The 22,058-nt window shown below is 54.5% G+C and carries 29 protein-coding genes; 20 read left to right on the top strand and 9 right to left on the bottom strand.

Translation table 11 applies throughout. The features are described from left to right. The first annotated feature begins 12 nt into the window (after positions 1-12). Together PYRFU_RS09695 and metG are read left to right on the top strand one after the other, a co-directional pair. Complete coding sequence (locus PYRFU_RS09695; protein WP_014027501.1) at positions 13-195, top strand: hypothetical protein; 183 nt, start codon at positions 13-15, stop codon at positions 193-195. Between the two features lie 5 nt (positions 196-200). Further along, positions 201-551 carry a methionine--tRNA ligase subunit beta gene (metG, locus tag PYRFU_RS09690; RefSeq protein WP_014027500.1) on the top strand — a complete coding sequence of 117 codons (351 nt, stop codon included), beginning with the start codon at positions 201-203 and terminating at the stop codon, positions 549-551. Positions 552-671: 120 nt separating this feature from the next. Here metG and PYRFU_RS10290 read toward each other — a convergent pair whose 3' ends face one another. Then, entirely contained in the window at positions 672-965 is a 294-nt protein-coding gene (locus PYRFU_RS10290) for a DUF211 domain-containing protein (RefSeq protein ID WP_014027499.1), read from the bottom strand. Positions 966-1,060: 95 nt separating this feature from the next. On the opposite strand from PYRFU_RS10290, the gene PYRFU_RS09680 reads away from it, so the two are divergent. Together PYRFU_RS09680 and PYRFU_RS09675 are read left to right on the top strand one after the other, a co-directional pair. Further along, positions 1,061-1,519: an Lrp/AsnC family transcriptional regulator gene (locus PYRFU_RS09680; RefSeq protein ID WP_014027498.1), complete on the top strand. Its 459-nt coding sequence runs from the start codon at positions 1,061-1,063 to the stop codon at positions 1,517-1,519. A 30-nt stretch (positions 1,520-1,549) separates the two neighbouring features. Then, complete coding sequence (locus PYRFU_RS09675; protein WP_244403945.1) at positions 1,550-1,822, top strand: 50S ribosomal protein L13e; 273 nt, start codon at positions 1,550-1,552, stop codon at positions 1,820-1,822. A 90-nt stretch (positions 1,823-1,912) separates the two neighbouring features. On the opposite strand, the gene PYRFU_RS09670 is transcribed toward PYRFU_RS09675, so the two are convergent. Next, positions 1,913-2,644 (bottom strand): hypothetical protein, encoded by a 732-nt coding sequence (locus tag PYRFU_RS09670; protein ID WP_014027496.1) that lies wholly within the window; start codon positions 2,642-2,644, stop codon positions 1,913-1,915. A 49-nt stretch (positions 2,645-2,693) separates the two neighbouring features. Further along, a complete protein-coding gene (locus tag PYRFU_RS09665; RefSeq protein ID WP_014027495.1) occupies positions 2,694-3,047 on the bottom strand; it encodes a hypothetical protein in 354 nt (117 codons plus the stop codon). A 75-nt stretch (positions 3,048-3,122) separates the two neighbouring features. On the opposite strand from PYRFU_RS09665, the gene PYRFU_RS09660 reads away from it, so the two are divergent. The 4 genes from PYRFU_RS09660 (at position 3,123) to PYRFU_RS09645 (ending at position 7,365) form a co-directional block, all read left to right on the top strand. Then, complete coding sequence (locus tag PYRFU_RS09660) at positions 3,123-4,322, top strand: NADH-quinone oxidoreductase subunit D (protein ID WP_014027494.1); 1,200 nt, start codon at positions 3,123-3,125, stop codon at positions 4,320-4,322. A 61-nt stretch (positions 4,323-4,383) separates the two neighbouring features. Then, complete coding sequence (nuoH, locus tag PYRFU_RS09655) at positions 4,384-5,373, top strand: NADH-quinone oxidoreductase subunit NuoH (protein ID WP_014027493.1); 990 nt, start codon at positions 4,384-4,386, stop codon at positions 5,371-5,373. A gap of 20 nt (positions 5,374-5,393) precedes the next feature. Further along, complete coding sequence (locus PYRFU_RS09650) at positions 5,394-6,302, top strand: coiled-coil protein (RefSeq protein ID WP_014027492.1); 909 nt, start codon at positions 5,394-5,396, stop codon at positions 6,300-6,302. Beyond that, on the top strand, positions 6,271-7,365 hold the full coding sequence (locus tag PYRFU_RS09645; RefSeq protein ID WP_014027491.1) for a DUF373 family protein: 1,095 nt from the start codon (positions 6,271-6,273) through the stop codon (positions 7,363-7,365). Before PYRFU_RS09650 ends, PYRFU_RS09645 begins: the two co-directional genes overlap by 32 nt. Here PYRFU_RS09645 and uppS read toward each other — a convergent pair. Further along, the gene (uppS, locus tag PYRFU_RS09640) at positions 7,328-8,068 is read right to left on the bottom strand and encodes a polyprenyl diphosphate synthase (protein ID WP_048192823.1); all 741 of its coding nucleotides are present in this window, start codon (positions 8,066-8,068) and stop codon (positions 7,328-7,330) included. The genes PYRFU_RS09645 and uppS overlap by 38 nt on opposite strands. Before the next feature lie 132 nt (positions 8,069-8,200). Between uppS and rpl12p the strand changes: the two genes are divergently transcribed. The 6 genes from rpl12p to PYRFU_RS09610 all read left to right on the top strand — a co-directional run bounded on the left by rpl12p (position 8,201) and on the right by PYRFU_RS09610 (position 12,616). After that, complete coding sequence (gene rpl12p, locus PYRFU_RS09635; RefSeq protein ID WP_014027489.1) at positions 8,201-8,536, top strand: 50S ribosomal protein P1; 336 nt, start codon at positions 8,201-8,203, stop codon at positions 8,534-8,536. Between the two features lie 113 nt (positions 8,537-8,649). After that, the gene (locus tag PYRFU_RS09630; RefSeq protein WP_014027488.1) at positions 8,650-8,961 is read left to right on the top strand and encodes a DUF424 domain-containing protein; all 312 of its coding nucleotides are present in this window, start codon (positions 8,650-8,652) and stop codon (positions 8,959-8,961) included. 25 nt (positions 8,962-8,986) lie between these two features. Further along, complete coding sequence (locus PYRFU_RS09625; protein WP_014027487.1) at positions 8,987-10,078, top strand: 60S ribosomal export protein NMD3; 1,092 nt, start codon at positions 8,987-8,989, stop codon at positions 10,076-10,078. A gap of 45 nt (positions 10,079-10,123) precedes the next feature. Continuing rightward, entirely contained in the window at positions 10,124-10,468 is a 345-nt protein-coding gene (locus tag PYRFU_RS09620) for a translation initiation factor aIF-1A (RefSeq protein ID WP_048192821.1), read from the top strand. A 100-nt stretch (positions 10,469-10,568) separates the two neighbouring features. Beyond that, positions 10,569-11,279: a serine protein kinase RIO gene (locus PYRFU_RS09615; protein ID WP_014027485.1), complete on the top strand. Its 711-nt coding sequence runs from the start codon at positions 10,569-10,571 to the stop codon at positions 11,277-11,279. A gap of 86 nt (positions 11,280-11,365) precedes the next feature. Continuing rightward, positions 11,366-12,616: a hypothetical protein gene (locus PYRFU_RS09610; RefSeq protein ID WP_048192086.1), complete on the top strand. Its 1,251-nt coding sequence runs from the start codon at positions 11,366-11,368 to the stop codon at positions 12,614-12,616. Positions 12,617-12,630: 14 nt separating this feature from the next. On the opposite strand, the gene PYRFU_RS09605 is transcribed toward PYRFU_RS09610, so the two are convergent. Further along, complete coding sequence (locus PYRFU_RS09605; protein ID WP_014027483.1) at positions 12,631-13,107, bottom strand: type 2 periplasmic-binding domain-containing protein; 477 nt, start codon at positions 13,105-13,107, stop codon at positions 12,631-12,633. A gap of 236 nt (positions 13,108-13,343) precedes the next feature. Between PYRFU_RS09605 and PYRFU_RS09600 the strand changes: the two genes are divergently transcribed. Next, complete coding sequence (locus PYRFU_RS09600; protein ID WP_014027482.1) at positions 13,344-13,931, top strand: class I SAM-dependent methyltransferase; 588 nt, start codon at positions 13,344-13,346, stop codon at positions 13,929-13,931. Between the two features lie 21 nt (positions 13,932-13,952). Here the strand turns inward: PYRFU_RS09600 and PYRFU_RS09595 are convergent, their stop codons facing one another. Together PYRFU_RS09595 and PYRFU_RS09590 are read right to left on the bottom strand one after the other, a co-directional pair. Then, entirely contained in the window at positions 13,953-14,717 is a 765-nt protein-coding gene (locus PYRFU_RS09595) for a hypothetical protein (protein WP_014027481.1), read from the bottom strand. 181 nt (positions 14,718-14,898) lie between these two features. Next, positions 14,899-15,102, bottom strand: a complete 204-nt coding sequence (locus tag PYRFU_RS09590) for a 30S ribosomal protein S17e (protein WP_048192080.1) — start codon at positions 15,100-15,102, stop codon at positions 14,899-14,901. Positions 15,103-15,216: 114 nt separating this feature from the next. Between PYRFU_RS09590 and thsA the strand changes: the two genes are divergently transcribed. From thsA to PYRFU_RS09570, 4 genes are all read left to right on the top strand, one after another. Beyond that, on the top strand, positions 15,217-16,893 hold the full coding sequence (gene thsA, locus PYRFU_RS09585) for a thermosome subunit alpha (RefSeq protein WP_014027479.1): 1,677 nt from the start codon (positions 15,217-15,219) through the stop codon (positions 16,891-16,893). Between the two features lie 137 nt (positions 16,894-17,030). Then, on the top strand, positions 17,031-17,372 hold the full coding sequence (locus tag PYRFU_RS09580) for a DNA-directed RNA polymerase subunit K (RefSeq protein ID WP_014027478.1): 342 nt from the start codon (positions 17,031-17,033) through the stop codon (positions 17,370-17,372). Beyond that, positions 17,344-18,468, top strand: coding sequence for a site-2 protease family protein (locus PYRFU_RS09575; protein WP_014027477.1), 1,125 nt, complete (start codon positions 17,344-17,346; stop codon positions 18,466-18,468). The genes PYRFU_RS09580 and PYRFU_RS09575 overlap by 29 nt, the downstream gene beginning before the upstream one ends. Positions 18,469-18,523: 55 nt before the next feature. Further along, complete coding sequence (locus PYRFU_RS09570; RefSeq protein ID WP_014027476.1) at positions 18,524-20,554, top strand: DNA topoisomerase I; 2,031 nt, start codon at positions 18,524-18,526, stop codon at positions 20,552-20,554. On the opposite strand, the gene PYRFU_RS09565 is transcribed toward PYRFU_RS09570, so the two are convergent. Further along, positions 20,543-21,016 (bottom strand): signal peptidase I, encoded by a 474-nt coding sequence (locus PYRFU_RS09565; protein WP_052296983.1) that lies wholly within the window; start codon positions 21,014-21,016, stop codon positions 20,543-20,545. The two genes, PYRFU_RS09570 and PYRFU_RS09565, sit on opposite strands and share 12 nt — an antisense overlap. Here PYRFU_RS09565 and PYRFU_RS09560 point away from each other — a divergent pair. Continuing rightward, positions 21,000-21,767: a hypothetical protein gene (locus PYRFU_RS09560; RefSeq protein ID WP_014027474.1), complete on the top strand. Its 768-nt coding sequence runs from the start codon at positions 21,000-21,002 to the stop codon at positions 21,765-21,767. The two genes, PYRFU_RS09565 and PYRFU_RS09560, sit on opposite strands and share 17 nt — an antisense overlap. Here PYRFU_RS09560 and PYRFU_RS09555 read toward each other — a convergent pair. Continuing rightward, positions 21,764-22,057, bottom strand: a complete 294-nt coding sequence (locus PYRFU_RS09555; RefSeq protein ID WP_014027473.1) for a hypothetical protein — start codon at positions 22,055-22,057, stop codon at positions 21,764-21,766. The genes PYRFU_RS09560 and PYRFU_RS09555 overlap by 4 nt on opposite strands. Between the last annotated feature and the right edge of the window lies 1 nt (position 22,058).

Raw genomic sequence — 22,058 nt, 5'->3', positions numbered from 1 at the left:
GGGAGCCAGGGCATGCCCCTCCCAAGCCTAGACGAGCTGCTACGCGACGCCAGGAACGAGCTCGACCGCGAGTTCGATGCACTGAAGAGGGAGTTGCAGCACGTAGCAGACGATGTGAAGAAGAGGAGGCTTGCCGAGGTAGACGAGCTCGTCAACTGGTTTGCCTCGGAGCTCAAACGCATAGGCTCTAGGTGAGCTGCTTGGCAAACGAGGCTAAGCCCGCCGAGCAGATAACTATCGACGAGTTCGCCCGTATAGACCTACGCGTCGGTATAGTAGTCGAGGCTGAGCATATACCGGGCACGAGGCTACTAAGGCTCATAGTCGACCTGGGTAACGAGAAGCGCCAGATAATATCGGGTATAGCCGAGTGGTACAAGCCGGAAGACCTCATTGGTAAGAGGGTTGTCGTAGTAGCCAACCTGGCGCCTAAGAGGATCAGGGGTTATCTCAGCGAGGGTATGATACTCGCGGCGGGCTGTGGGAAAGACGAGAGGCCTTACCTGCTCACTGTGGATGGCGAGGCACCCCCAGGGACAAAAATCTGCTAGTCGTCCCCGGGGCTGCCACGGTGGTTAACACTCTCGCGTTTTTACGTGGGCGGCGGCCACGTGTCAACCGTGAACTACTCCCGGTGGTGTAGTGGTCACCGGGATGTCGCGTGCAGTGCACTACTCCCCTCTTCTCAACTCTGGGACCTCGACTATCTTCTCGCCGGCGACAACTTGGTCGATACTGTGTATCGCTGCGCCAACCTCCTCGAGCACCTTCTTTACACCCTCAAAGTCTATATCATCGCCCTCGACGACTATCGTGAGGCTAAGTGTCTCGACGTCGACCTCATTCACGGTTATGTTTACGCCTTTCACGCCCCTAACCTTGGCTAGCAATAGCGCCATCTCTGTTAGCGAAGGGTCACGTAGAGGCTTTAGCACGTCTAGCACGAGCCTCCTCAGACCAGCCAAGGTTCCTACGCAGCCCTCCAACCGGGGTAGCGTAGTGCATAACCAGGCTAGAAGTGTTAAGGGTTTATGTCGCATCGTGTAGAACGGGTGGCGCAATGCTAGACGAGGTGGATTTGAAGCTGTTGCAGTTGCTGGCTAGCAACTCGCGTGCGAGTCTAAGAGAGCTATCGCGGGACCTGGGCGTAGCGGTTTCAACCGTACACACGCGTATACAGAAGCTCATACGCGAGGGTGTCGTCAGGAGGTTCACGATACAACCTGACTATGAGAGACTGGGGTACCCTATAACAGCGGTCATCCTCGTTGTGGTGGAGGGTGGGCGGATAGAGGAGGTCGCGGAGAGGCTCCGCGAAGAGCCGAACCTCATAGCAGTGTACGATGTTACCGGTGACTATGACCTCGTGCTTATAGGCAAATTCCGTAGCATGTCAGAGCTAAACGCGTTCATCAAGAGGCTTAACCGCATGCCAGCCATAAGAAGGACCGTCACCAGCGTAGTACTCAAGGTGTTCAAGGAAGATCCGGTTGCGCCTCTCAATCCAAGCTTAAGCTAATAAGGAGTTCGAGTGGCCTCGCCGCCACCGGTGAGCGGGTTGAGCGAAGAGCGTAGCTTCGAGCCGCCCCGCGCCATAGTCAAGAAGCCAAGGCTTCGCAAGTATGGTGGTATCGACCCGGGTGTTAGGGAGGGCAGGGGCTTCAGCATACCGGAGCTGAAGGAGGTCGGGCTGGGCGTCAAGGAGGCTATGAAGCTAGGACTCTACGTGGACAAGAGGAGGAAGACTAAGTGGCCCTGGAATGTTGAAGCGCTGAGAAAATACCTCGAGGCTATAGGCTACAAGCCTAGGGGATATCCGTAACCTCCCAACCATGGACCGATGTGGAGGAATACGGGCCCAGGGAGGGGCCCGCAGGGCCCCGGTGAGGAGCCTAGTCCAGGCCGAGGTCCTCTACTCGGGGTTGAGGAAGGCGTCGGGTAGTACTCTCCACCCGTTGTTATAGTACAGGAGGTTGTCGCGTAGCAATGCGGCTACTATTTCTGCCAGTGGGCCAGCTATCCTCACAGCCTCCTCCTCATCCCTGCTCTTCACGCTCTCCAGCTTCTCGAGGAGTTTTGTCCACTCGCTCCTCTTCACCAGATAAACGCCATTCATAGTCTCCACGAGGACGGCATCCAGCTCGCGTAGTACACTTGGCTCGCCCTTAACCTGGTAGATATCGATGCCGAGCTCGTGGAGGCGGATGAAAGGCCTATCCTCGAGCATCTTGGCGAGCTTGCGGGCCCAGGGTGGCAGCCTCCTCTCCTCAGACCGACGCTCGCCAACACCCCTAGACTCTAACCTCTCCACTGTGGATCTCAACGTGCGCACCTCCATAGCGAGTTCGTCCAGTCTCTTGTTGATTGGTTGCAGTGCAGTTGCGACAGCATCACTCACAACGCTCCTCACTATCCTCTCGATGCTCTTCACAACCTCCGTTTGCTCGTGGATACTCCTCTCTAGGCTCCTCTCGAGCCTCTCCACTACCATCGCGGCGGCTCTCTTGGCAGCTTCCTCAGCTAGACGCGATATCAACGCCTCCAGGTCTACTTGTTGCTCGCGCACCCGTCTAGCAGCCTCCCTAGCGGCTGCCAGGAACTCGTCAAGCGTTGCAGTCCTCCTTGCTAGCCTCTTAGCCGTCACAACATCTCCCCGCCGTAGGGTATGATACTGGCGATGAGGAGGCGATAAGCTAGTCGCAATTGCCGCTCTGCTCAACCCGGAGTATTACCTCGATGAACCCGTCGCCTCCCCTAAGACCCGCCACCTCAAGACCAAGCAGCTCGAGCCTATCGGATAGAGAGGCTAACGCGCTAGGCTCGAGCCCGACCAGCCCCTCGTCACTAACCCGGACGGAGAGGAGTGCCTCTAGACAGCGGTTACCCTCTCTGCCCCTACGCGCAGTGATAGTCAGCACGACCTCCGGGTCGAGCGACGCGACAAGCTTGTTCCCCATCAACGTCTCTAGCAGCTTATCAACCAGCCTGGCAGCGTCGAGAGACTCCAGCAGACTACCCCACTGTAGCGACCCTAGCGTCAACGGCATTCGAGTTAAACCTCGGGACTCGCCGTGCATCAAACCGGCGTATAGGTTTCGCCCCGTGGTGTTGAGCCCTTGGCGATGCAGGTAGGGGGTCTGGTCGGTAGAGAGCTAGGCGTGCGTAATGGGCTCCGTGTATTAGAGTTGCTTGTTGGCCCCCAGCACCCTGCGAGTGGACACATGAGGCTAGTCGTATACCTAGACGGAGACATTATCGTAGACGTTGATGTTGACATAGGGTGGGTTCACCGTACCATGGAGAAGCTCAGCGAGGTCAAGGGATGGGTACGCAGTATCCCGCTCCTAGAGCGAATGAACATCGTTGACGCGTGTAACATCATACTCGGGTATGTAGAGGCGATAGAGAAGCTGATGGGCCTCGAGCCACCCGAGCGCGTCAAGTACCTACGTACCATACTCTGCGAGATCAACAGGATAGCAAGCCACCTCTATGGCATGGGCATCGCGGGTATCTTCCTAAACCACTCGACAATGTTCATGTGGGCTATGGGTGATAGAGAGGTCTGGCTGAGACTTATAGAGATGATTACAGGGACGAGGCTCACGCATAGCTACGTGATACCCGGTGGCGTGCGTAGAGACATACCAAAGAGCTTCCAGGACGTATTTGAAAAGGCAGCCAAGTATCAGTTGAAGAGGCTGGAGGAGTACCGGAAGATATTCCTCGATAACCCGGTGATTAGAGACCGTTACGAGAACGTGGGTGTATTGCCAAAGAGTATGGCGAGCCGCTTGGGTATAGTGGGGCCGAATCTGCGCGCCTCTGGAATAGCCTACGATGCTAGGATGCTTGGCTACGAGGCATACGCAGATCTAGACTTCGAGCCGGTCGTCCTTGACGAGGGTGATGCGCTGGCGCGCATGAAGGCCAGGATAGAAGAGATAAAGGCTAGTATTGAACTCGTACGGAAAGCTCTCAAGAGACTACCAGAGGGCAAGATAATGGCAGAGAAATTCTACCGCATGGTGCCGCCGGCGGCGCGCAAGTTCATAGACGAGGGTGTCGCGAAGTTCCCTGCGATTTTCGCCAACCTACGTGTCCCCAAAGGGGAGGTCGTGACGCGTGTAGAGGCGGGCCGCGGCGAGATACTATACCACATTGTGAGTGACGGCGGGTTGGCGCCTTACAGGGCTAGGGTAGTCACACCATCCTTCCGCAACGCGATACTGTTGAGAGAGCTGGCTATAGGAGAGAGGCTGATGGACCTCCCAGCGATATACGGTAGCCTCGATTACTTCCCGCCCGAGGCAGACAAGTGAGGCTCATTGTAAGGAGATAGTAAAGCCCTCCCACACCCACCGGTGCTAGAGGGGTATAGTTTTGATTGAGTGGTTGATGAGCCCCGCCGTGTTATCTGCGCTCCTAATGCCGGGGGCGGCTGCAGCGCTACTATCAGCACTCATAATCATATACCTTGAGCGCAAGTTGACTGCAAGAGCACAGCGACGCATAGGACCCTACTACGTCTCGAGGAGAATCGCGGGCGCCTTGCAGCCCATGGCAGACGGTATTCGATTCTTCTTCCAAGAACCTGTTATTCCCATCAGTGTGGATATTCCGGCATTCGTATTAGCCCCGGCTCTCGTAACAGCAGTACTCCTCGTCACGTTCTCGGTGATACCTGGCGGGCCAGCTGCAGTAGCAGTTGAAAGCCCAACCTCCCTGCTAATTGTACTCGCGGCCCTCGCGTTATCACCGATACCTATAATCATAATGGGTTGGGCTAGCGATAACCGCTTCAGTCTGCTAGGGTCCCTACGAGAGGCGATACTAAACTCGAGCTATGAGCCGGTGCTTCTTCTCGCAGCGCTTGCCGGAGCATCAGTCCTGGGTACCCTGGATCTAGTTGAGGCTGTAGAGGTGCAGGCCAGGCTAGGCTTACCAGGTATAATCCTCAACCCTCTTGCAGCACTAGTGTTCTTCGTTGCAGCCTTGGCGGCTTGTGACCGTATACCATTCGACCTGGTGCTGGGCGAGCAGGAGATAGTGGCAGGTCCGTACACCGAGTATAGTGGTGTATTATTCGCGGTAGCAATGGCGATAGACTACCTTAAGCTCTACATACTCGGTCTTGTGTTCGCAGTGTTGTTCCTAGGGGGCTGGCTACCTGCAACGTCATGGCCCTGGAGCGGTATAGTGCTATTCCTAAAGGCGTTGGCCTTCATGCTTCTCGCTGTCTACCTTAGAGTCGTCTACGGCAGAGCTAGGCTCGATAAGGCCCTTAGAGGTCTATGGAAGTTCTATTTCCCATTGGCACTGGCAGCACTAGCCTGGGGTCAGGTAGTAAGCTACATCATGAGCCTGGTGTAACCCGGGGGGTGGAGAGGCGCTTGGCGCTAACACCGCAAGAGGAGGCTCTCATTCGAGAGATGGACCGTTTGCGTGACGAGATTAGAGCGTTGAAGGAGAAGAGGTATGCGCTCATAGAGCAGGTTAGGAGGCTGCGCTCTCAACGCCGTCAGCTTGTGGAGCGTGTGAGACAGCTCCGTGAGGAGATTAGAAGGCTGCGTGAGGAGCGCGAGAAGCTACTCCAGCAGCTCAACGCGCTAAAAGAGCAGAGGAACAACTTGTATACCCAGCTCCGCCAGCTGCTCCAAGAGATCAACATACAGCGTAGGGTACTAGCGGAGCTGCGCCCCTATGCCAGGCGCTCTGTTGCAGCGATACGTGCTCGTATAGAGGAGTTGGAGTGGAAGCAACAGACGGAAGTGCTTCCGTTGGATGCGGAGCGCGAGATTATAGAGGAGATAGCGCGTCTCGAGGCTATTCTCGAGAAGACCCTTGAGGCTAGAAAGGTCTTCGAGGATCTTGTCGAGAAGAAGGGTAGGTTGACTATGATACGTATGGATCTGGAGGAGGTGCGCAGGAAGATAAACCAGGTGAGGGAGGAGATAGGGAGGGTCAAGGCGCGTATCCAGGAGTTGCGTGGGCAGGCTGAGGAAGTGTCGAGGAAGATAAGTGACCTTGACGCGGAGATTGATAGGATATCAAAGGAGATAGACGAGATTAGTAACGCTATTGCCGAGAAAGTTGAGAGATTAAGGGAGGTTAGGGAGGAGCTGGAGAGGATAAGGAAGGGTGTTGTTGACGAGAAGTCTAGGAGAGCGCTTGAGGAGATTAGGCGTCGCGCGCTAGAGAAGCTGGAGAGGGGTGAGCCTCTCACGATGCTGGAGATGAAGGCGTTGTATGGTGTGGTGGGCGAGGAGGATGAGGAAGAGAGTACTGGTGTTGGCGGTTGACCGTGACGATGACATTGGGAGGGTTGGGCTGAACACCCCTATAGTTGGTGAAGAGGCTGTTTTGGATGCTGCAAGAGTGTTTGGTGTGGTGCGCCCAGAGGATCCCGATCTAAACGTGTTGTATGCAGCTGTTAATACGGCGCGGAGCCTCCGCGCGCAGGGTTTTGAGCCTATAGTTGCGGTTGTTGCTGGCGATGCACTCGATCCTGTTAAAGCTGACTTGAGGATTAGAGAACAGGTTGAGAACATAGTCCGTGAGCATAACATTGAGGGTATAGTGCTTGTGGCCGATGGTCGCGAGGATGAGGAGGTTATACCGGTCTTGCAGGGAATCGCGCCTATACTCTCAGTACGCCGTGTCGTTGTTGAACAGCTTAGGGGTGTCGAGGAGACCTACATACTCATTGGTCGCTACTTGAAGAAGGCGCTCATAGAGCCAAGGTTTGCGAGGGTCTTTCTAGGATACCCGGGTGTGTTGATAACAGGATTTGCGATACTCGCGATGCTCGGGTTACTGAGGTACGCGTTCACCGCGCTTCTACTTATCGCCGGTGTACTCATGATCATAAGAGGGTTTGGTCTCGAGGAACGGATGATCGAGATATGGGCGCGAAACCCGATAATGACGCTCGCATCGTTAATAGCAACTGTTAGCATTGCTGCTGCCATAGGTATAGCGTACTACACACTCCAAGCAATGTATAGCAAACCTATGCACTACGTGCTAGCTGAGATCCTCGCATCTAGCGCGCCTCTCATAGGCTTGGCTGGAATAAGCGTAGTAGCGGCGCGAATAGTCTCGAAGATGTTAGGTCGCGACATTGCAGTGATAAACGAGCTTGTAAGTCTCCTGCTGGTAATAATGATCGTCGTGATACTCTACCAGCTATCCGCGACGCTCAGAAGTCTGACAGCCACCCCGACACCCATGGAGCTCGCGCTGGCCATAGTATCGAGCGGGGCAATGCTAACAGTGCTAATAGGTATAGCATTAATCGCCCTCCTGAGGTTCATAGGAGAGCTAGTCACGCACCGAACCTCCTCTCCCTCCTCGAGTAGCTAAGTAGCGCTTTTGCAAGCTCAAAATCGTCAAAATCCGGCCAAAGACGCCTGGTGAAGTACAGCTCTGTGTATGCGACATGCCATAAGAGGAAATTGCTGAGCCGTAGCTCTCCACCAGTCCGTATAAGCAGGTCGGGTGGAGGTACGTCACCCATAGGCAGCAAGCGGGTAAACGTATCCTCGTCGATAGTGTTGGGCTCGGCTCTCGTGCTAATGGCGATCTTCCTTACAGCCTCGAGTATCTCCCACCTGCCGCTATAACAGACACAAATGTTCAACGTGTGTGGCGCATTCCTATGGCTTTCCTTTTCGACAATGTGGATCTCTTCAACCACGAAGTCGGGTACAAGACTCATATCGCCTATTACACGAGGCCTGACAAGACCTTGTGTCACGCGATGGTCGCGCCTAAGATCCCTAAGTGCCTTCACAAGTAGCTCGTAGAGCCTCGTCAACTCTTCTCGTGGCCTTCTAGTGCAGTTCTCGCGCGACAGGGCATAGATTGTGATGTGGCGCACGCCAAGTTCCCACAAGCGGGTCAAAACTCTCTTCATAACCTTGTATCCTTGGAGGTGCCCTACCCAGGCGGGCAGCCCACGGCGCCTGGCCCACCTCCGATTCCCGTCCGGTATTATGGCGACGTGTGAAGGTAGGCGACTGTGTTTTAACTTGGAGAATAGTAGTCTGGCGGCGGCAGCCCTCATTACACTCAGCAAGCTCTTCACACTCCCATATTGGTGGTGGTGAAGTCTCCTATATCACCGCTATACAATGCACCGCTAATTTCACGCTTATTAGGGGCTCTGCACGTCCGCCACGGCGACGGGGGCAAAGGGATGGAGTACATCTACGCGAGCCTCTTGCTACACGCCATGGGTAAGGAGATCAGTGAGGAGAACCTCAAGAAGATATTCGAGGCTCTAGGTGTTCAGCCAGATGAGGTTAGGATCAAGGCTGTTGTCGCGGCTCTCAAGGAGATTAACATTGACGAGGTGATAAAGACCGCCACCGCGATGCCGGTAGCGCCAGCTGCTGCTCCGGCTGCGGCTGCGCCGGCTGCCGCCGCCGAGGAGAAGAAGGAGGAAGAGAAGAAGGAAGAGGAAGAGGAGAAGAAGGAGGGCGTCAGCGAGGAGGAGCTCGCCGGCGGTCTTGAGAGCCTATTCGGTTTCTAAGGGCGCTGGCTTCTACCCCCTCGCACTTTTTACACGCTCAGTTTGTTCGTGCTGTCGCATGGTCAGCGCTATAGGGGTCTGTCTGGCTCCCCTCCTCTCGAGGGTGCAGGCTAGTGCAAGAGCCTCTAGTCTACATGAAGGTGTTCGAGGTTAACGGTGAGAAACTAGTAGCTATCTGTGACGAGGAGGTGCTGGGTGCAAGGCTCAAAGAGGACAAGATAACACTTTACGTGGATCCAAACTTCTATGGAGAGAGGCTTGTGCCGCTAAGTGTTGCGCTTGAAGAGGCTAAGACGGCGACTCTGCTCAACCTAGTTGGGGAGAATATCGTGAACGCGGCTGTGCGGGAGGGCCTCGTTCATCCACAAGCCATCTTGCGTGTACAAGGTGTCCCTCATGCACAAGTAATCCGGATGACCTGGTGAGACGCGGCTGCCGGGGTGGACACTTTTGCTTACACGATGCGTACGTTGTGGCCGGGAAGCGCGCCTGGTTGACGGGAGGCTCTGTTTAGAGTGCTATCTCGAGGTGGAGGGGCTAGGTCGGTTCCCCAAACGCATAGATATCACGGTATGCTCTAGATGTGGTGCCTACCGGTTCGAAGGTAGATGGTATCCGCCGCCGATCGACGCAGTCGATATAGAGGATGTTATACGCGAGGTTCTCAAGCTCACACTGTCTGCCGCCTTTAAGCCTAACCAGGAGGTGGAATCTTATCGCGTCGAGAGTGTAGAGTATGTGCGCGACCAGTACCACGGTGATCATGCGTTAGCAACTGTAGTTGCGCGCTTGCGCAGTTCGGGCGAGGAGGCTAAACTAGAGTACCGTGTCCGTGTTGACGTGAAGAAGCAGCTGTGTCCACAGTGCTTCAAGAAAGCTGGCGGCGCTATAGAAGCGATACTCCAGGTGAGAGGCGAAGGTGGCAAGCTAACCGAGGAGCAGCGAGAGGCTGTAGAAGCGCTCCTTGCACGCCTATCGCCAAGCCTCCGCGAGTACATAGTCGACGTGGTCGAGCAACGCGAGGGCTTCGACCTAATACTAGTTGATCAGGGTGCTGCTAAGGCCATAGCCTCGAAGATAAGATCGGTGCTTGGCGCTAAGGTAGTGGAGAGTTGGAAGCTTGTAGGGAGGCGTAGCGACGGTAGGCCAAAGAAACGGTTGACGTTGAGCGTGCGCCTACCCTTCTTCACCAAGGGTACGATAGTCGAGTTTAACGGTAAGCTCTATCACGTTGAGGGTATCAAGGCGGGTTTTGTCTATATACGTATGGTGGGGTCGCGCAGGGTGCACCGCCTAACCGTAGAGGATGCGTGGAAGTTGCTGCGCCGCCCGAGGTTCGAGGAGGAGAAGAGGGTGCTGGTAGCCGCGGAAACGCCATCTAGCATTCATCTCCAGGCGCTTGAGGGAAGCTACGAATATCTAGAGTTGCCGAGGAGGAGTGTCAGTTTCGACCCCGGGGTCGTGCAGCAGGGTAGAGAGGTGCTTCTAGTAAGGCACAACGGGCGCTACTATGTGCTTCCCCTGCTTGGAGAGAGGCCATAGAGTAATAGGTTGGCTCACCTCACGGACTTGTGGGTGACAAGCGGCGTGCCCAAGAAGAGGCGCGAGGAGACTAGCAGTACGCGTGAGCCTCCGCTCCCAAACCCCGAGGAGGGAACCACCCTTTGCGTCATAGAGCGTCTCTTGGGTGCGGATTATATCCTGGCTAGATGCGCCGATGGTATGACGCGTAAGGTGCGCATACCCGGCAGCATGAGAAGAAGGGTATGGATGAGAGAGGGTGATCTGATACTAGTTGCACCCTGGGACTTCAAGCCCGAGCGGGGAGACGTCATATATCGATACTCGAAGGACGAGGTCCGTAGGCTTGTCGAGAAGGGGGTTATCCCAGAGGAGCTACTGGAGCTAATAGAGGCCGAGGAGGCCGAGTGACGCGCGGGGTGATACTTGTCTGGGCGGGAGGCGTTACAAGCGTCTAAAGGATCGCGATCTTTTTGAGACCGTCGAGGAGGTATGGGACCATCAGACCCTGATGGCAGCCTATGAGGTAATGAGACGGTTAAAGCTTGACCGTTTTGCGGGCGTGGTTAGCGCGGGTAAAGAGGCTAGAGTCTACCGTGCTGTTGGTAGGGACGGCAAGGAGTATGCGGTCAAGATATACTTGACGGCTACGGCTGAGTTCCGTCGTAGCATATACAAATACATAATGGGTGACCCCCGGTTTGAAGGCGTTGATCTAAGTAATACTAAACGCCTCTTCTTTGCGTGGGCCAGAAAGGAGTTCAGGAACCTAAAGAGGATGTACGAAGCGGGGGTTCAGGTACCTAAACCGTATCTTGTTTACCAGAACATAATCGTCATGGAGTTCATTGGACGTGAGGGTAAGAGAGCGCCCCTAATCAAAGAGGTTTACAAGGAGCTTGATGAAGAGGAGTTGGTCAACGTGTTCAACCAGGTATTCGAGAATATGAAGAGGATTTACTGTTGCGCGCGCCTCGTGCACGCGGACCTATCGGAATACAACATAATGTATCTTGATGGCAAAATCTACATAATTGATGTCGCGCAGGCAGTAGATCTAAACCATCCACTTGCCATGGAGTTTCTAAAACACGACGTGGAGACGATACACGCGTTCTTCGCTGATGAGGCTGGCTTGGATATACCCTCTCCCGAGGAGATGATCCGCGAGATAACCGAATGTAAGAATGTTCAATGTGTCAAGAGACGCGTGGATGAGTAAGCGTTGTAGTTCTCTCCAAGGTGGGGTTAGAGATAGAGTTTTGCACTCTGGCTGCCAGTATTTCGATACCTCTCGGGGTTTGCGCGTTGAGAGCGAAGCTCTACGGCTTTGGAGTGGCTAGCAAGGTACATGGTCGCGAATACTACGAGAAGATTTGGGAGGAGTTCCGCAGCCTGTATCAGTCGTTGAACATTGAGCCATTCCAAGTGATAACAGACGAGAATGACGTGAAAATGCAAGCTGGTGGGCTTCAAGAGGCCGATGCGGTGTTCATTGCTGTACTAACCGGCGGGTCGAGTAAACTAATAAAGATGATGGCAGAGGCAATGGGTGGCAAAAAGCCGATCGTACTATTGGCCCACGGTTTCCACAACAGTATGGCCTCTGCGCTAAGCGCTAAATCCAGGCTAGAGAGTGAGGGATATCCAGTATACCTAATCGAGGCTCTTAGGCCGTCCGACGCCGTTGAGGAGGCAGCTGCGGTTGTAAGAGCAGTGCGTGCGGTAGTAGAGCTAAGAAACCTGAAGGTATTGCAGATAGACGCTGAGAGAGTATACGATGAGGGTGTTGAGGCTTCGCGTCGTTTCGGGTTCCGAGTCGAGAATGTGACATCAGAAGAACTAGACAAGACCATGGAGAATGTTGATGTACGTGAGGTGTATGAGTATCTACGTTCACATTTTGATCTGGGTGGCGTGGATGCTAGGCTGCTCGAGAAGCCGGTAAGATTGGCCGCTGCTGCGAAGAAGCTTGCTAGCGAGCGTGGAGCATCTGCGGTCACGATAGACTGCTTCCCGTTCATAATGCGTAAGGGCGCCACGCCATGCCTTATGATGAGTTACTTGTTAGACGAGGGTGTCATATCTATATGTGAGGCTGACTACCGTGCACTAGTGTTGATGACGATTGCTAAGATGTTGACTGGAAAGCCGGGTTGGATTGCCAATCCAAGTCATTATGATCCACGGACACGCACACTCGTACTAGCGCATTGTACTGCGGCCTCTAGCCTAGGCAGCTACTCGACCCTAATACCGCACTTCGAAACGGGCAACCCATACGCGGTTGTAACAAAGATAGAGCCAGGCACCTACACGCTAACAGCAATATCGCCCGACTTCCGTAAGCTAGCTTTCGCGCTTGCCGAGGTGGTAGAGTCTGGCATGCTTAGTGCCGGTAGATGTAGAACACAGGTAGTTGCAAAGCTCGAGGAGAGGAGCCCAGAACCGTTCACTGCCAAAGCAATATCGAACCACCACGTGCTGATCGTTGGCGATGTTCGCAGAGAACTAAGGATAGTCGCGAAACTGCTAGGTATGGAGGTAATCGAGTACTAGACTCCCTTGTTTTCTCATCTGGCTCTTATCACACCAAGTATAGCTGTTATCCTCCTCCCAGAGTCTAGTAACATCTCTACCTTAACGGTGTCAAGCTGGTTAGCTGCGATGGGTAGCTGTGATGCAGGGACTATTGCCCTAAGCCAGACTGTGCTGCCAGGGCCTACCTCTATAGCCGATGTGAGTTTCCTCGCGTTACCCGCCTCGATTATCACCTGGAAGTATGACAGTGGTACATCCCAGTGACCGACAGTGACAGAGACGATAACCGCGCTTCTTTTCCCCTCGTTCATGAGGTGCAACGCTACTATCGTGTAGTCTGATGTAGCTTCAATGTAGCTATCGCCTAGTACTCTAAGCTGTTCAACGTACGAAACGCTCCAAGAGTACCAGTAGAACATTATGCTAACGGCTGCAAGTGCGACTATGATCGTCAAAACCAATATAAGAGTCAGGGCCAGTACTGACGATATGCTTCTAGTCTCTCCCAATGCTTCCACGCTCCAAGTTGTGCGGAGGGCCTGACGCAGGGGTGGAGCCCCGCCCCGCTCACAGAGGCCCGCGACGCGGGCCTCTTGCGGGGGCCCTAGCCATTCAAAACCGGGGTCCCCTCGGGGCAGATAAATGCTAGTCACAGTGTAGTGTTCATGAATGGCGGAGGAGCCCGATGAAGTGTAAAGCCGGGGCTGAGGGGGTGACGAGCAACACCTAGGCGGAGGGCTCCAGCTTGGCTAGAGAGAAACTAGCTCCATTCATACCGTCGCCTCTCTCCGTTGTATATGAGGCGTTGAGCCTAGCGCGCTTATCGCCATGTGACGTTCTTTATGATCTTGGCGCGGGTGACGGGAGAGTAGTTGTCATAGCGGCTAGGGACTTCCGGGTCAAGAAGGCTGTGGGTGTAGAGATAGATGATGGGCTTGTTACTATTGCGAGGATTAGGGCAGCCGAAGAGGGTGTTGCAGATCGGGTAGAGATAATCGAGGGTGATATATTCGAGGTCGATGTTAGCGATGCTACAGTCGTCTACATCTACATGTATGCGAGTATCAACGAGAGACTGGCGGATAAGCTAGAGCGCGAGTTGAAGCCCGGTGCACGTGTCGTTACGCTAGATTTTCCGGTACCACAGTGGGTTCCCGTGCGAATACGTAGGGTTGAAGATGAGGCTGGAAGACTACGCAGCATATACCTCTACGTACGTGGAGTCAGCGATGCAAAAATTGTTACAAAGGCGCCGGTTAGCCGGCTGTACGAGTTCTACTCTAGACTCGACCCGTGCAACGCATCGACTCGGAACAATGAACATAGTGGCTAGCCTAAGGCGTCCCGTCAGCGGTTAACTCACACCAATGTAGTCGCGTAGAATCCTCCAATACTCTTCGTCTCCTAGAATCTCTTTTTGCTCCCGTTCTACCTTCCTAAGCAAGCCAGTAGCACCGCGGCGTACGAAACCTTCTATTGGAGTCGCGCGCTCATTTACAACACGTGGATCCCACGGTAGGCCGCTTCTACCCACCGATGCCTTGGCTACCAGCCATAGCCTAACGGCGCCACTATCAACTAGCTTTAGCAGCTCATCTTGGGTCAAATTGCCTCCTCTAGACCACCAAGTCTCTCTCACGAAACTAACGCCAAGAGCACGTGCAACCATGTCACGTATCTCTCTCCATAATTCTTTCGCATTAGCGAGTATCTCTTGGGCTGCTCGCTCGGCGTCAACGTGCGTGTATGGTGCGCGTAGAGCTGCAGATACGAAGCCAGGCTCGACGACAAGGTCGAGGCGGTCGTTGAGGAATGCAATTGACGCTGCGAACGCGCTGTGTATCACAGCGTCGCGGAACGCCTCTCTAGCTTCACGAGTCTCAGGTTTATACTCGCCCCTTATCATCGCGGCCACTTCCTCTGGCTCAACGGGGTCTGTGGCAGCAGGGACGCCGTTCACAACCACCCATGGTACGCTCCATGCGCCATAACGTAGTAGTGTACGGGGGTCAGTGGCGTCTACAAGCTCGACACGGTCCAAGAGCCTCTCCTTTGCAAGCGTCTTTACTAGGCGGTAGCTCGATGCGCATGTAGGGTGTATCACGATCACGATTCTCAAGGCAGACGCCTATAGGCGTCGGGAGCAGCGGGAGCTTAAACGCTTGGTAGGCGATTCATACTGTGCAGAGTCCACCGGCACATCCTCGGAAGAACACAGAAGCCGGGGATGCGACTAGGCCACTAGCCGCAGCAGGATAAACAATCGATGTAAAGGGGTGTAAGGCTAGGTACTGGTGCGGTTAGCTTGTCTCGCTCCTCTGCTTTAGCCTTACGAGCCTGGTGAGGTAGCCAGCAATCTGGTTGCGGAGCTTCTTAGACTCTACCTCAACCAGCTGGGAAACCACCTTCTTGTTATGCTCAAAGTCGGTTGTGAACAGATCTGGGTACATCTGTAGCAGTCGCCTGGCAGTCCTCTTCACTACGCTCGTGTATACCTTGCCCACGGTGTGACCCCGAAGATGCGCGGGCCCCGTCTCTAGGAAAAGCATTACGGTGGTAAGGCTTTTATAGAAGTGGAGCTGACAGCTCTACGTGGAAGGCTTGGAGGGTGACGAGAAATGGCCCTGTATGGCATCCCGGTACTCGTGCTTAAGGAGGGTACCCAGAGGACCTACGGGCGTGAGGCGCTAAGAAGCAACATACTAGCAGCCAAGGTGATCGCAGAGATACTAAGGACCAGCCTCGGCCCAAGAGGCCTTGACAAGATGCTAGTTGATAGCTTTGGTGACGTCACGATCACCAACGACGGCGCGACGATCCTTAAGGAGATGGAGGTTCAGCACCCAGCTGCAAAGCTCCTAGTGGAGGTCGCTAAGGCTCAGGACGCCGAGGTAGGCGACGGTACGACCAGTGCCGTGGTGCTCGCTGGTACACTGCTAGATCGCGCCGAGACACTCCTCGAGGAGAACATACACCCGACTACGATCATCGAGGGTTACAAGAAGGCCCTAGCATTTGCACTCCAGGAGCTAGACAAGATGGGCGTACCTGTCAACGTCGAGGATGACAACGAGTTGAAGAAGGTCGCTTGGACCAGCATCTCGAGCAAGTACATCGGCACTGGCGAGGCATCCGAAAAGCTACTTGAGATGGCAGTCAAGGCGGTCAAGACTGTTGCTGAGAAGAAGCCGGATGGCACCTATGAGGTGAGGCTGGACGACATCAAGATCGAGAAGAAGAAGGGTGGCAGCCTCCTAGACAGCAGGCTAGTCCACGGTATTGTCCTAGACAAGGAGGTTGTGCACCCTGGCATGCCGAAGCGTGTCGAGAACGCGTTCATCGTGCTGCTAGACGCTCCTCTAGAGGTCGAGAAGCCAGAGATCACCGCCAAGATCAACATCACGAGCCCCGAGCAGATCAAGGCGTTCCTCGAGGAGGAGGCTAGGATCCTCAAGGAGATGGTTGACCGGATCTATGAGGTTGCTAAGAAGAGGATTGAGCAGGAGGGCTTCAAGCTAGGCGAGAACGCGGGCATCGTAGTCATAACGCAGAAGGGTATTGACGAGGTTGCGCAGCACTTCCTAGCCAAGAAGGGCATAATGGCCGTCAGGAGGGTAAAGAGGAGTGACCTCGAGAAGCTAGAGAGAGCCACTGGCGCTAGGATTGTGAGCAGTGTCCGCGACCTAAGCCCGGAGGACCTAGGCTTCGCAGGCCTAGTCGAGGAGAGGAAGGTCGGCAACGACAAGATGATCTTCATTGAGAGGTGCAAGAACCCGAAGGCAGTCACCATCCTGCTACGCGGCGCCAACGACATGCTCCTAGACGAGGCTGAGAGGAACCTACAAGACGCGCTACACGTGCTAAGAAACGTCCTGAGGAAGCCAAAGATTGTGCCCGGTGGCGGCGCGGTAGAAGTCGAGCTAGCGATGAAGCTACGCGAGTACGCCAGGAAGGTTGGTGGCAAGGAGCAGCTGGCCATCGAGGCCTACGCCGACGCCCTCGAAGAGATACCAATGATCCTAGCTGAGAGCGCTGGCATGGACGCTCTCCAGACCCTAATGGACCTCAGGAAGCTGCACGCAGAGGGCAAGAAGTTCGCAGGCATTGACGTCATCAACGCTAGGATCGCGGACGATATGCTAAAGATCAATGTGATCGAGCCAATCCTCGTCAAGGAGCAGGTGCTCAAGAGCGCTACCGAGGCAGCAACAACCATCCTAAAGATCGACGACGTGATTGCCGCTGCTCCGACAAAGAAGGAGAAGAAGAAGGGTAAGGGAGGCGAGGAGGAGTAAACCCGTTTCCAACCCAATTAGCCATAGTTTTTGACATGTCTCGTCTATTTCGCGCTTGTTTATTTTCGTTTGTTTCTCCCCACTCTCCTTATCACCCTCTCTTACCTCGCACTTACAGTGCGTGTAGGGTGACGGGTATGAGCGAGGCTGAGAAGCGCTTCGAGGTTAAAATTGGGCCGCCATGGTTGACTAGATTCGAGAGAGCCAGGATAATAGGCGCACGTGCCTTACAGTTGAGCCTTGGTGCTCCTCCACTGATAGACACTTCTCGCTTACATCCACGTATACGCGAGGATCCGGTACTCGTGGCTCGAGTTGAACTCGCGGAGGGCGTATTGCCTATAACCGTGTTGAGGTATACGAGGAGGGGAGAGTACCAAGCTATTCCGCTGCAAGTTCTACTTGAAGGTATGAAGAGGGTAGAGAAATACTGGACGAGGTTGTTCCTCGATGAGCTCCCAGCAGCATATGCAAAGTGACGATCTAGAGAACAGTCTGTGTAGTATGCTCACTAAGTGTTTTGAGGTAGTCAACTGTGACGGTAGGAGCGCGTTTGTCTACCCTAGGCTTGGGTGGGTAGAGTGCTTTGATTCGCTTATAGACGAGTATGAGGAGGCTGGGTACCAGCCTAAACTTTTCGTTCTAAGCGAAGGACTGGGTGTTGTTTTCCTTCGCATCCGGAAGGGTTTCGGAAAGGCGCATGTTCTCCTTTTGACGCTAGCGACTATACTCACGGTTCTCCTTGCAGGTTTTGATGTGGCTACTGGTTTTGCTAGAGTCTCTGGGGTAACGGGAACCGAGCACAACACTATGTTGTTGGCTGTGTCGTTCCTAGCTGGGCTCCTAGGCCCACTCGCTATCCACGAGAGCGGGCATTTTCTGGCTGCTAGGCGTGTCGGTGTTCCGGTATCAGCTCCCATGTTTATTCCTGCCCCGCCCTTACGGCTCGGCGGCATCGGCACATTTGGCGCGATTATCAGTATGAGAGGTATACCTAGGGACCGTAGTGGGCTGGGTCTTGTGGGTGTTGCAGGCCCCCTGGCCGGGTTTCTCGCGGGTCTAGTAGTTGCTGTGATAGGTGGTATGTTGTCTCCCTCTCTGCCTGCTAGCCTGTTCAAAGAGTCTGTCCGAGAGGCGGGTATTGAGGCCAGTTTTGCACCATTGGTGTTGTTGCTCGTTTTGGGGTTGTTCCATGGTGGCAGTGGTGAAGCTGTGATAGTACTGCATCCTCTGGCGTTTGCGGCTTTCATCGTATTCATAGTCACGTTCCTCAACTTGTTGCCGATAGGTCAGCTGGATGGCGGGCATATTGTGTACGCGGTGTTCGGGGCTGAGGTGCACAACCTAACCAGTAGTCTAGTGCCGGTCCTCGCGTTGATACTTGCACTGGTCTATCCGCAGCTGAGCATCATAGCAATCTTCGCGATGCTTGCTTACGCGCTTCACGTCATGATAGGAAAGGGTGTCCATCCCGGCGTACTCAATCCAGTAAAACCATTGCCGCCTAGAAGGGCAGCGTTATACGCTGGCATCTACGTGGTGCTTTTGATACTTACATTTCCAGTGCCTCTTTGAAGGTGTCCGGAACCCTATGAGGGGTTCAGAGTCCTAGCTGCATCATCGGGTAAGGATGGTGGCTGGTGGCTGCAGGCCGCCGCGAGGCTATGGACTAATAATAGCTGAGAAGCCGAAAGCGGCTGCAAAGATTGCAGAGGCTCTTGGAGGCCGATATGCGAGGAGATGTACGGCATATGGCGTACCATACTGGGTGCTCAGAGTTGATGGGCGCTTGTTCGTAGTTGCGCCGGCTGCTGGCCACCTCTACGGCCTTTATACCGACGAGCGTGGGTTTCCCGTGTTCACATACCGTTGGGTCCCCCTAGACGTGGCTGAGGGCGCCAAGCATGCTAGGAAGTTCCTCGCGCTGCTAGCCACCCTGTGTAGAGACGCTAGCATCTACATAAACGCGTGTGACTATGACGTAGAGGGCTCAGTCATAGGGTACATGATCATACGGAACCTGGGTGATGTGCGGAGAGCCTACCGCATGAAATTCTCTGCTCTGACGCCAACTGATATACGCCGTGCATTCCGCAGACTGGAGCCGCTAGACTGGCCGATGATAGAGGCGGGTCTAGCTCGTCACGAGCTAGACTGGCTCTGGGGTATCAACGTCAGCAGGGCGTTGATGGAGGCTGTGAAGCTCGTCACCGGCAAAAAGGTTGTGCTGAGCGCGGGTAGAGTGCAGTCGCCGACGCTGGTAGAGGCTGCTAAACGTGAGGCTAGGAGAAGGCTTCACGTCCCATATCCGCGCTTTAACGTGCAAGTATGGCTTGCTGGTCGTGAGGGCAGGCTGAAGCTGACTATAGCTTCGCGTGAGAAGCTTATCGAGGCCAAGCGTATAGCGGATAGGGTAGCTGCGCGTGGCTATGCTTTCGTCTCTAGTGTTGCAGGTAGACGTGAGTATGTGAAACCCCCGCCAGCGTTCAACCTAAGCGACCTCCAGATGGAGGCAGCTCGGCTCTACGGGTACAGCCCGGCCTTTACACAGGAGATAGCCGAGCAGCTATACCTCGACGGTCTCATAAGCTACCCTAGAACGAATAGCCAGAAGTTGCCTCACACCCTAGACTTCCGAGGCATACTTGAAGGCTTAGCATCTATCCCGGCCTACACGCAGCTAGTCAAGAGGCTGCTGCTCGAAACGCGTGGTGTGCTGAGGCCAGTGCAGGGACCCAAGGAGGATCCAGCGCATCCTGCTATACACCCGACGGGGGCTGTTCCTAGGCGGAAGTTAAACCGTGCAGAAGAGCGCATCTATGATCTCATAGTGCGTAGGTTCTTGGCTGCTTTCTCCAAACCGGCTGTTGTTGAGAGAGTGACTGCAACACTAGACTTTGGCGTAGTTAGGGTTAACGTGTCGGGGACACGTGTCCTCGAAGAAGGGTGGTATGTCTACTACCCGTTCTCTCGCCCAAAGGATGATATACCGAGGGTGTCCCGGGGGGAGAGGCTCCGAGTCGAGAGGGTGGTAGTGGAGACGGTTTACACTGAGCCCCCGGAGGCCTACACAAAGGCGAAGCTAGTAAGGTGGATGGAGGAGGTTGGGATTGGTACTGAAGCCACGCGCGCAAGGATTGTAGAGACGCTCTTCGACCGTGGGTATCTGCGGCTGAGCGGAGGTTATGTAACAGTCACTGACCTGGGATTCGCTGTTGCCGAGGTGCTTGAGAAGTTCTTCCCAAAGCTGACCAGCGTGGCTATGACGAGAGAGTTTGAGAGGCTACTGGAGGATATAAGACGCGGAATCAGGAGACGCGCTGAGGTGGTCGAGGAGGCTAAGCGTGTGCTTAGCCTGCTCCTAGAGGACTACAAGAAGCGTGCTATGAGGGATGCTGGCCTCATGTTGGCTAAGAGTCTACGTTTGGTCGAGGCTGAGAGGCCGTGTGTTATATGTGGAAGGGAGAGTGTTGATGGGAGACTCTGCAGGTTTCATCTTGAGGCGTTAGAGGCGCTTAAGAGGGGATTTGTTGAGTGGAGGAGGCGTCTAGGAGGGATAGGCTGGGAGGAGTATCTTGAGCGTGTAGCATCCCTACGCGAGACAGGCATGTGGGTACGTGATGTTGCCAAGTACCTGCTTGAGACTGGGTTAGCTCCTTAGTAGCGAGGCAAGGGCGCCTATATAGGGCACCTTGTAGATGAACCCACCTGCCTCTACAACCTTGCCAACCACCTTCTCGTAGGGTACGGCTGCCTGATAGATGCCGTCTAACGTGCATAGGCATGTACTGCATATCATGTTGGGCGTGTCTGGGGCTGGGTTATTGTCGCCCCACGTGACATAACAGTAAGTGCCTCCATTGTTGCAAATGAGGTAGACACGATGTATGATTAGCTTGCCTCCACAACCCTGATAGACGATAATGTCGCCCACGTGGATATCTTGTGGCGGCACGTGTTGCACTAGAACTAGATCCCCACTGTGAAAGAGGGGCTCCATGCTTGCCCCTTCAACGACGACGAGTGTTAGACCCATGCTACTCCACGCCGTTTTGATGATGAGAGCTGCTACGGCTGCTATGAGAATCGACACGAGTATCTCCATTATGGCGGTCTGTATCACTGAGCCGGTTCGCCCAGAGGCACTACCTCTGCGATTATCGCTGCGGGTCAAAGCCGTGCAGCCAAGGAAGAGGCTACAAGCCAGGGTGAGATATCACTCACTCCTTCTAAGGACGTGCGGCGATGCAACGCTGCTCGCATGGCTCAGCCTTCTAGGCGTTCTCGTGGCAGTTACGATTCCGGGTGGTGTCTATGGTCTAGCTTATGTCGCGCCACCGGAGTATCTCCCTGTTGTAGTGACAGTCCAGTTCGTGACTGGTGTGGCGGCCAGCTTCTTTACGGCTTGTAGAGGGTATCTTGGACTAAGGGCGATGATCCCCGGTGTACTCTACAGCTTCGCTATGCTATACCTCTCTGCTTCGCTAGTTTCAACCCTCTTGCGTGGAGACTCCATAAGCGCGTTATCCGCCACGCTCAACTCGATGTTGCTAGCAGTTGCGGCCGTATACGAGGAGTTGATGATCAGAGGGAGAAGTCTACTATTAACGCACATGATGCGCGAGATGAGGGAGTTCTTCATACTGTCCAGTATGATGCTGCTGGGCGCGTTTGTCGCGGCTATGCATGGTAACCCTGCTCTTGCGGCACTATTGGTAGCGGTGGCCTACTACCCAGTTTACGTCGGGCTTCGCGAGTATTTCGAAAAGAGCGTGTGGGGGTGGGGAGGTGCGCCAATATGGGAGAGGCTTGTGGCGATGGGCCTAACTAGTGCCTATGTGTCGCTCGTAGCATACGTGTTGACAATGGGTTAAAGCTCGTCTATGTCTATCTCGAACACTGGGCCTTCTCTCTTCTCCTCTGCAGCTTGTTCGTGCTTTACCTTCTTACCGCCTATTTCCATCTCATCTCCTCCAACCTTCAGTTTTGAGAGCGCGCCGCGCCACTTGTGGCCACAGTTAGGGCATTCAAAGCTGGCCATTATCGTGATGGTTATCCTCCCCTTTGAGTCCGGGAATGGTGAGACTAACTGCCACGTCTTCTTGGGCTCGGCTTTGGAGCCGCAGCGAGGACATATGGTTGGGTCGCGCTGCCTCCTCGGCAAG

Source organism: Pyrolobus fumarii 1A, from assembly GCF_000223395.1.
Lineage (GTDB): Archaea > Thermoproteota > Thermoprotei_A > Sulfolobales > Pyrodictiaceae > Pyrolobus > Pyrolobus fumarii.
This window is presented reverse-complemented; position numbering and strand designations above follow the sequence as displayed.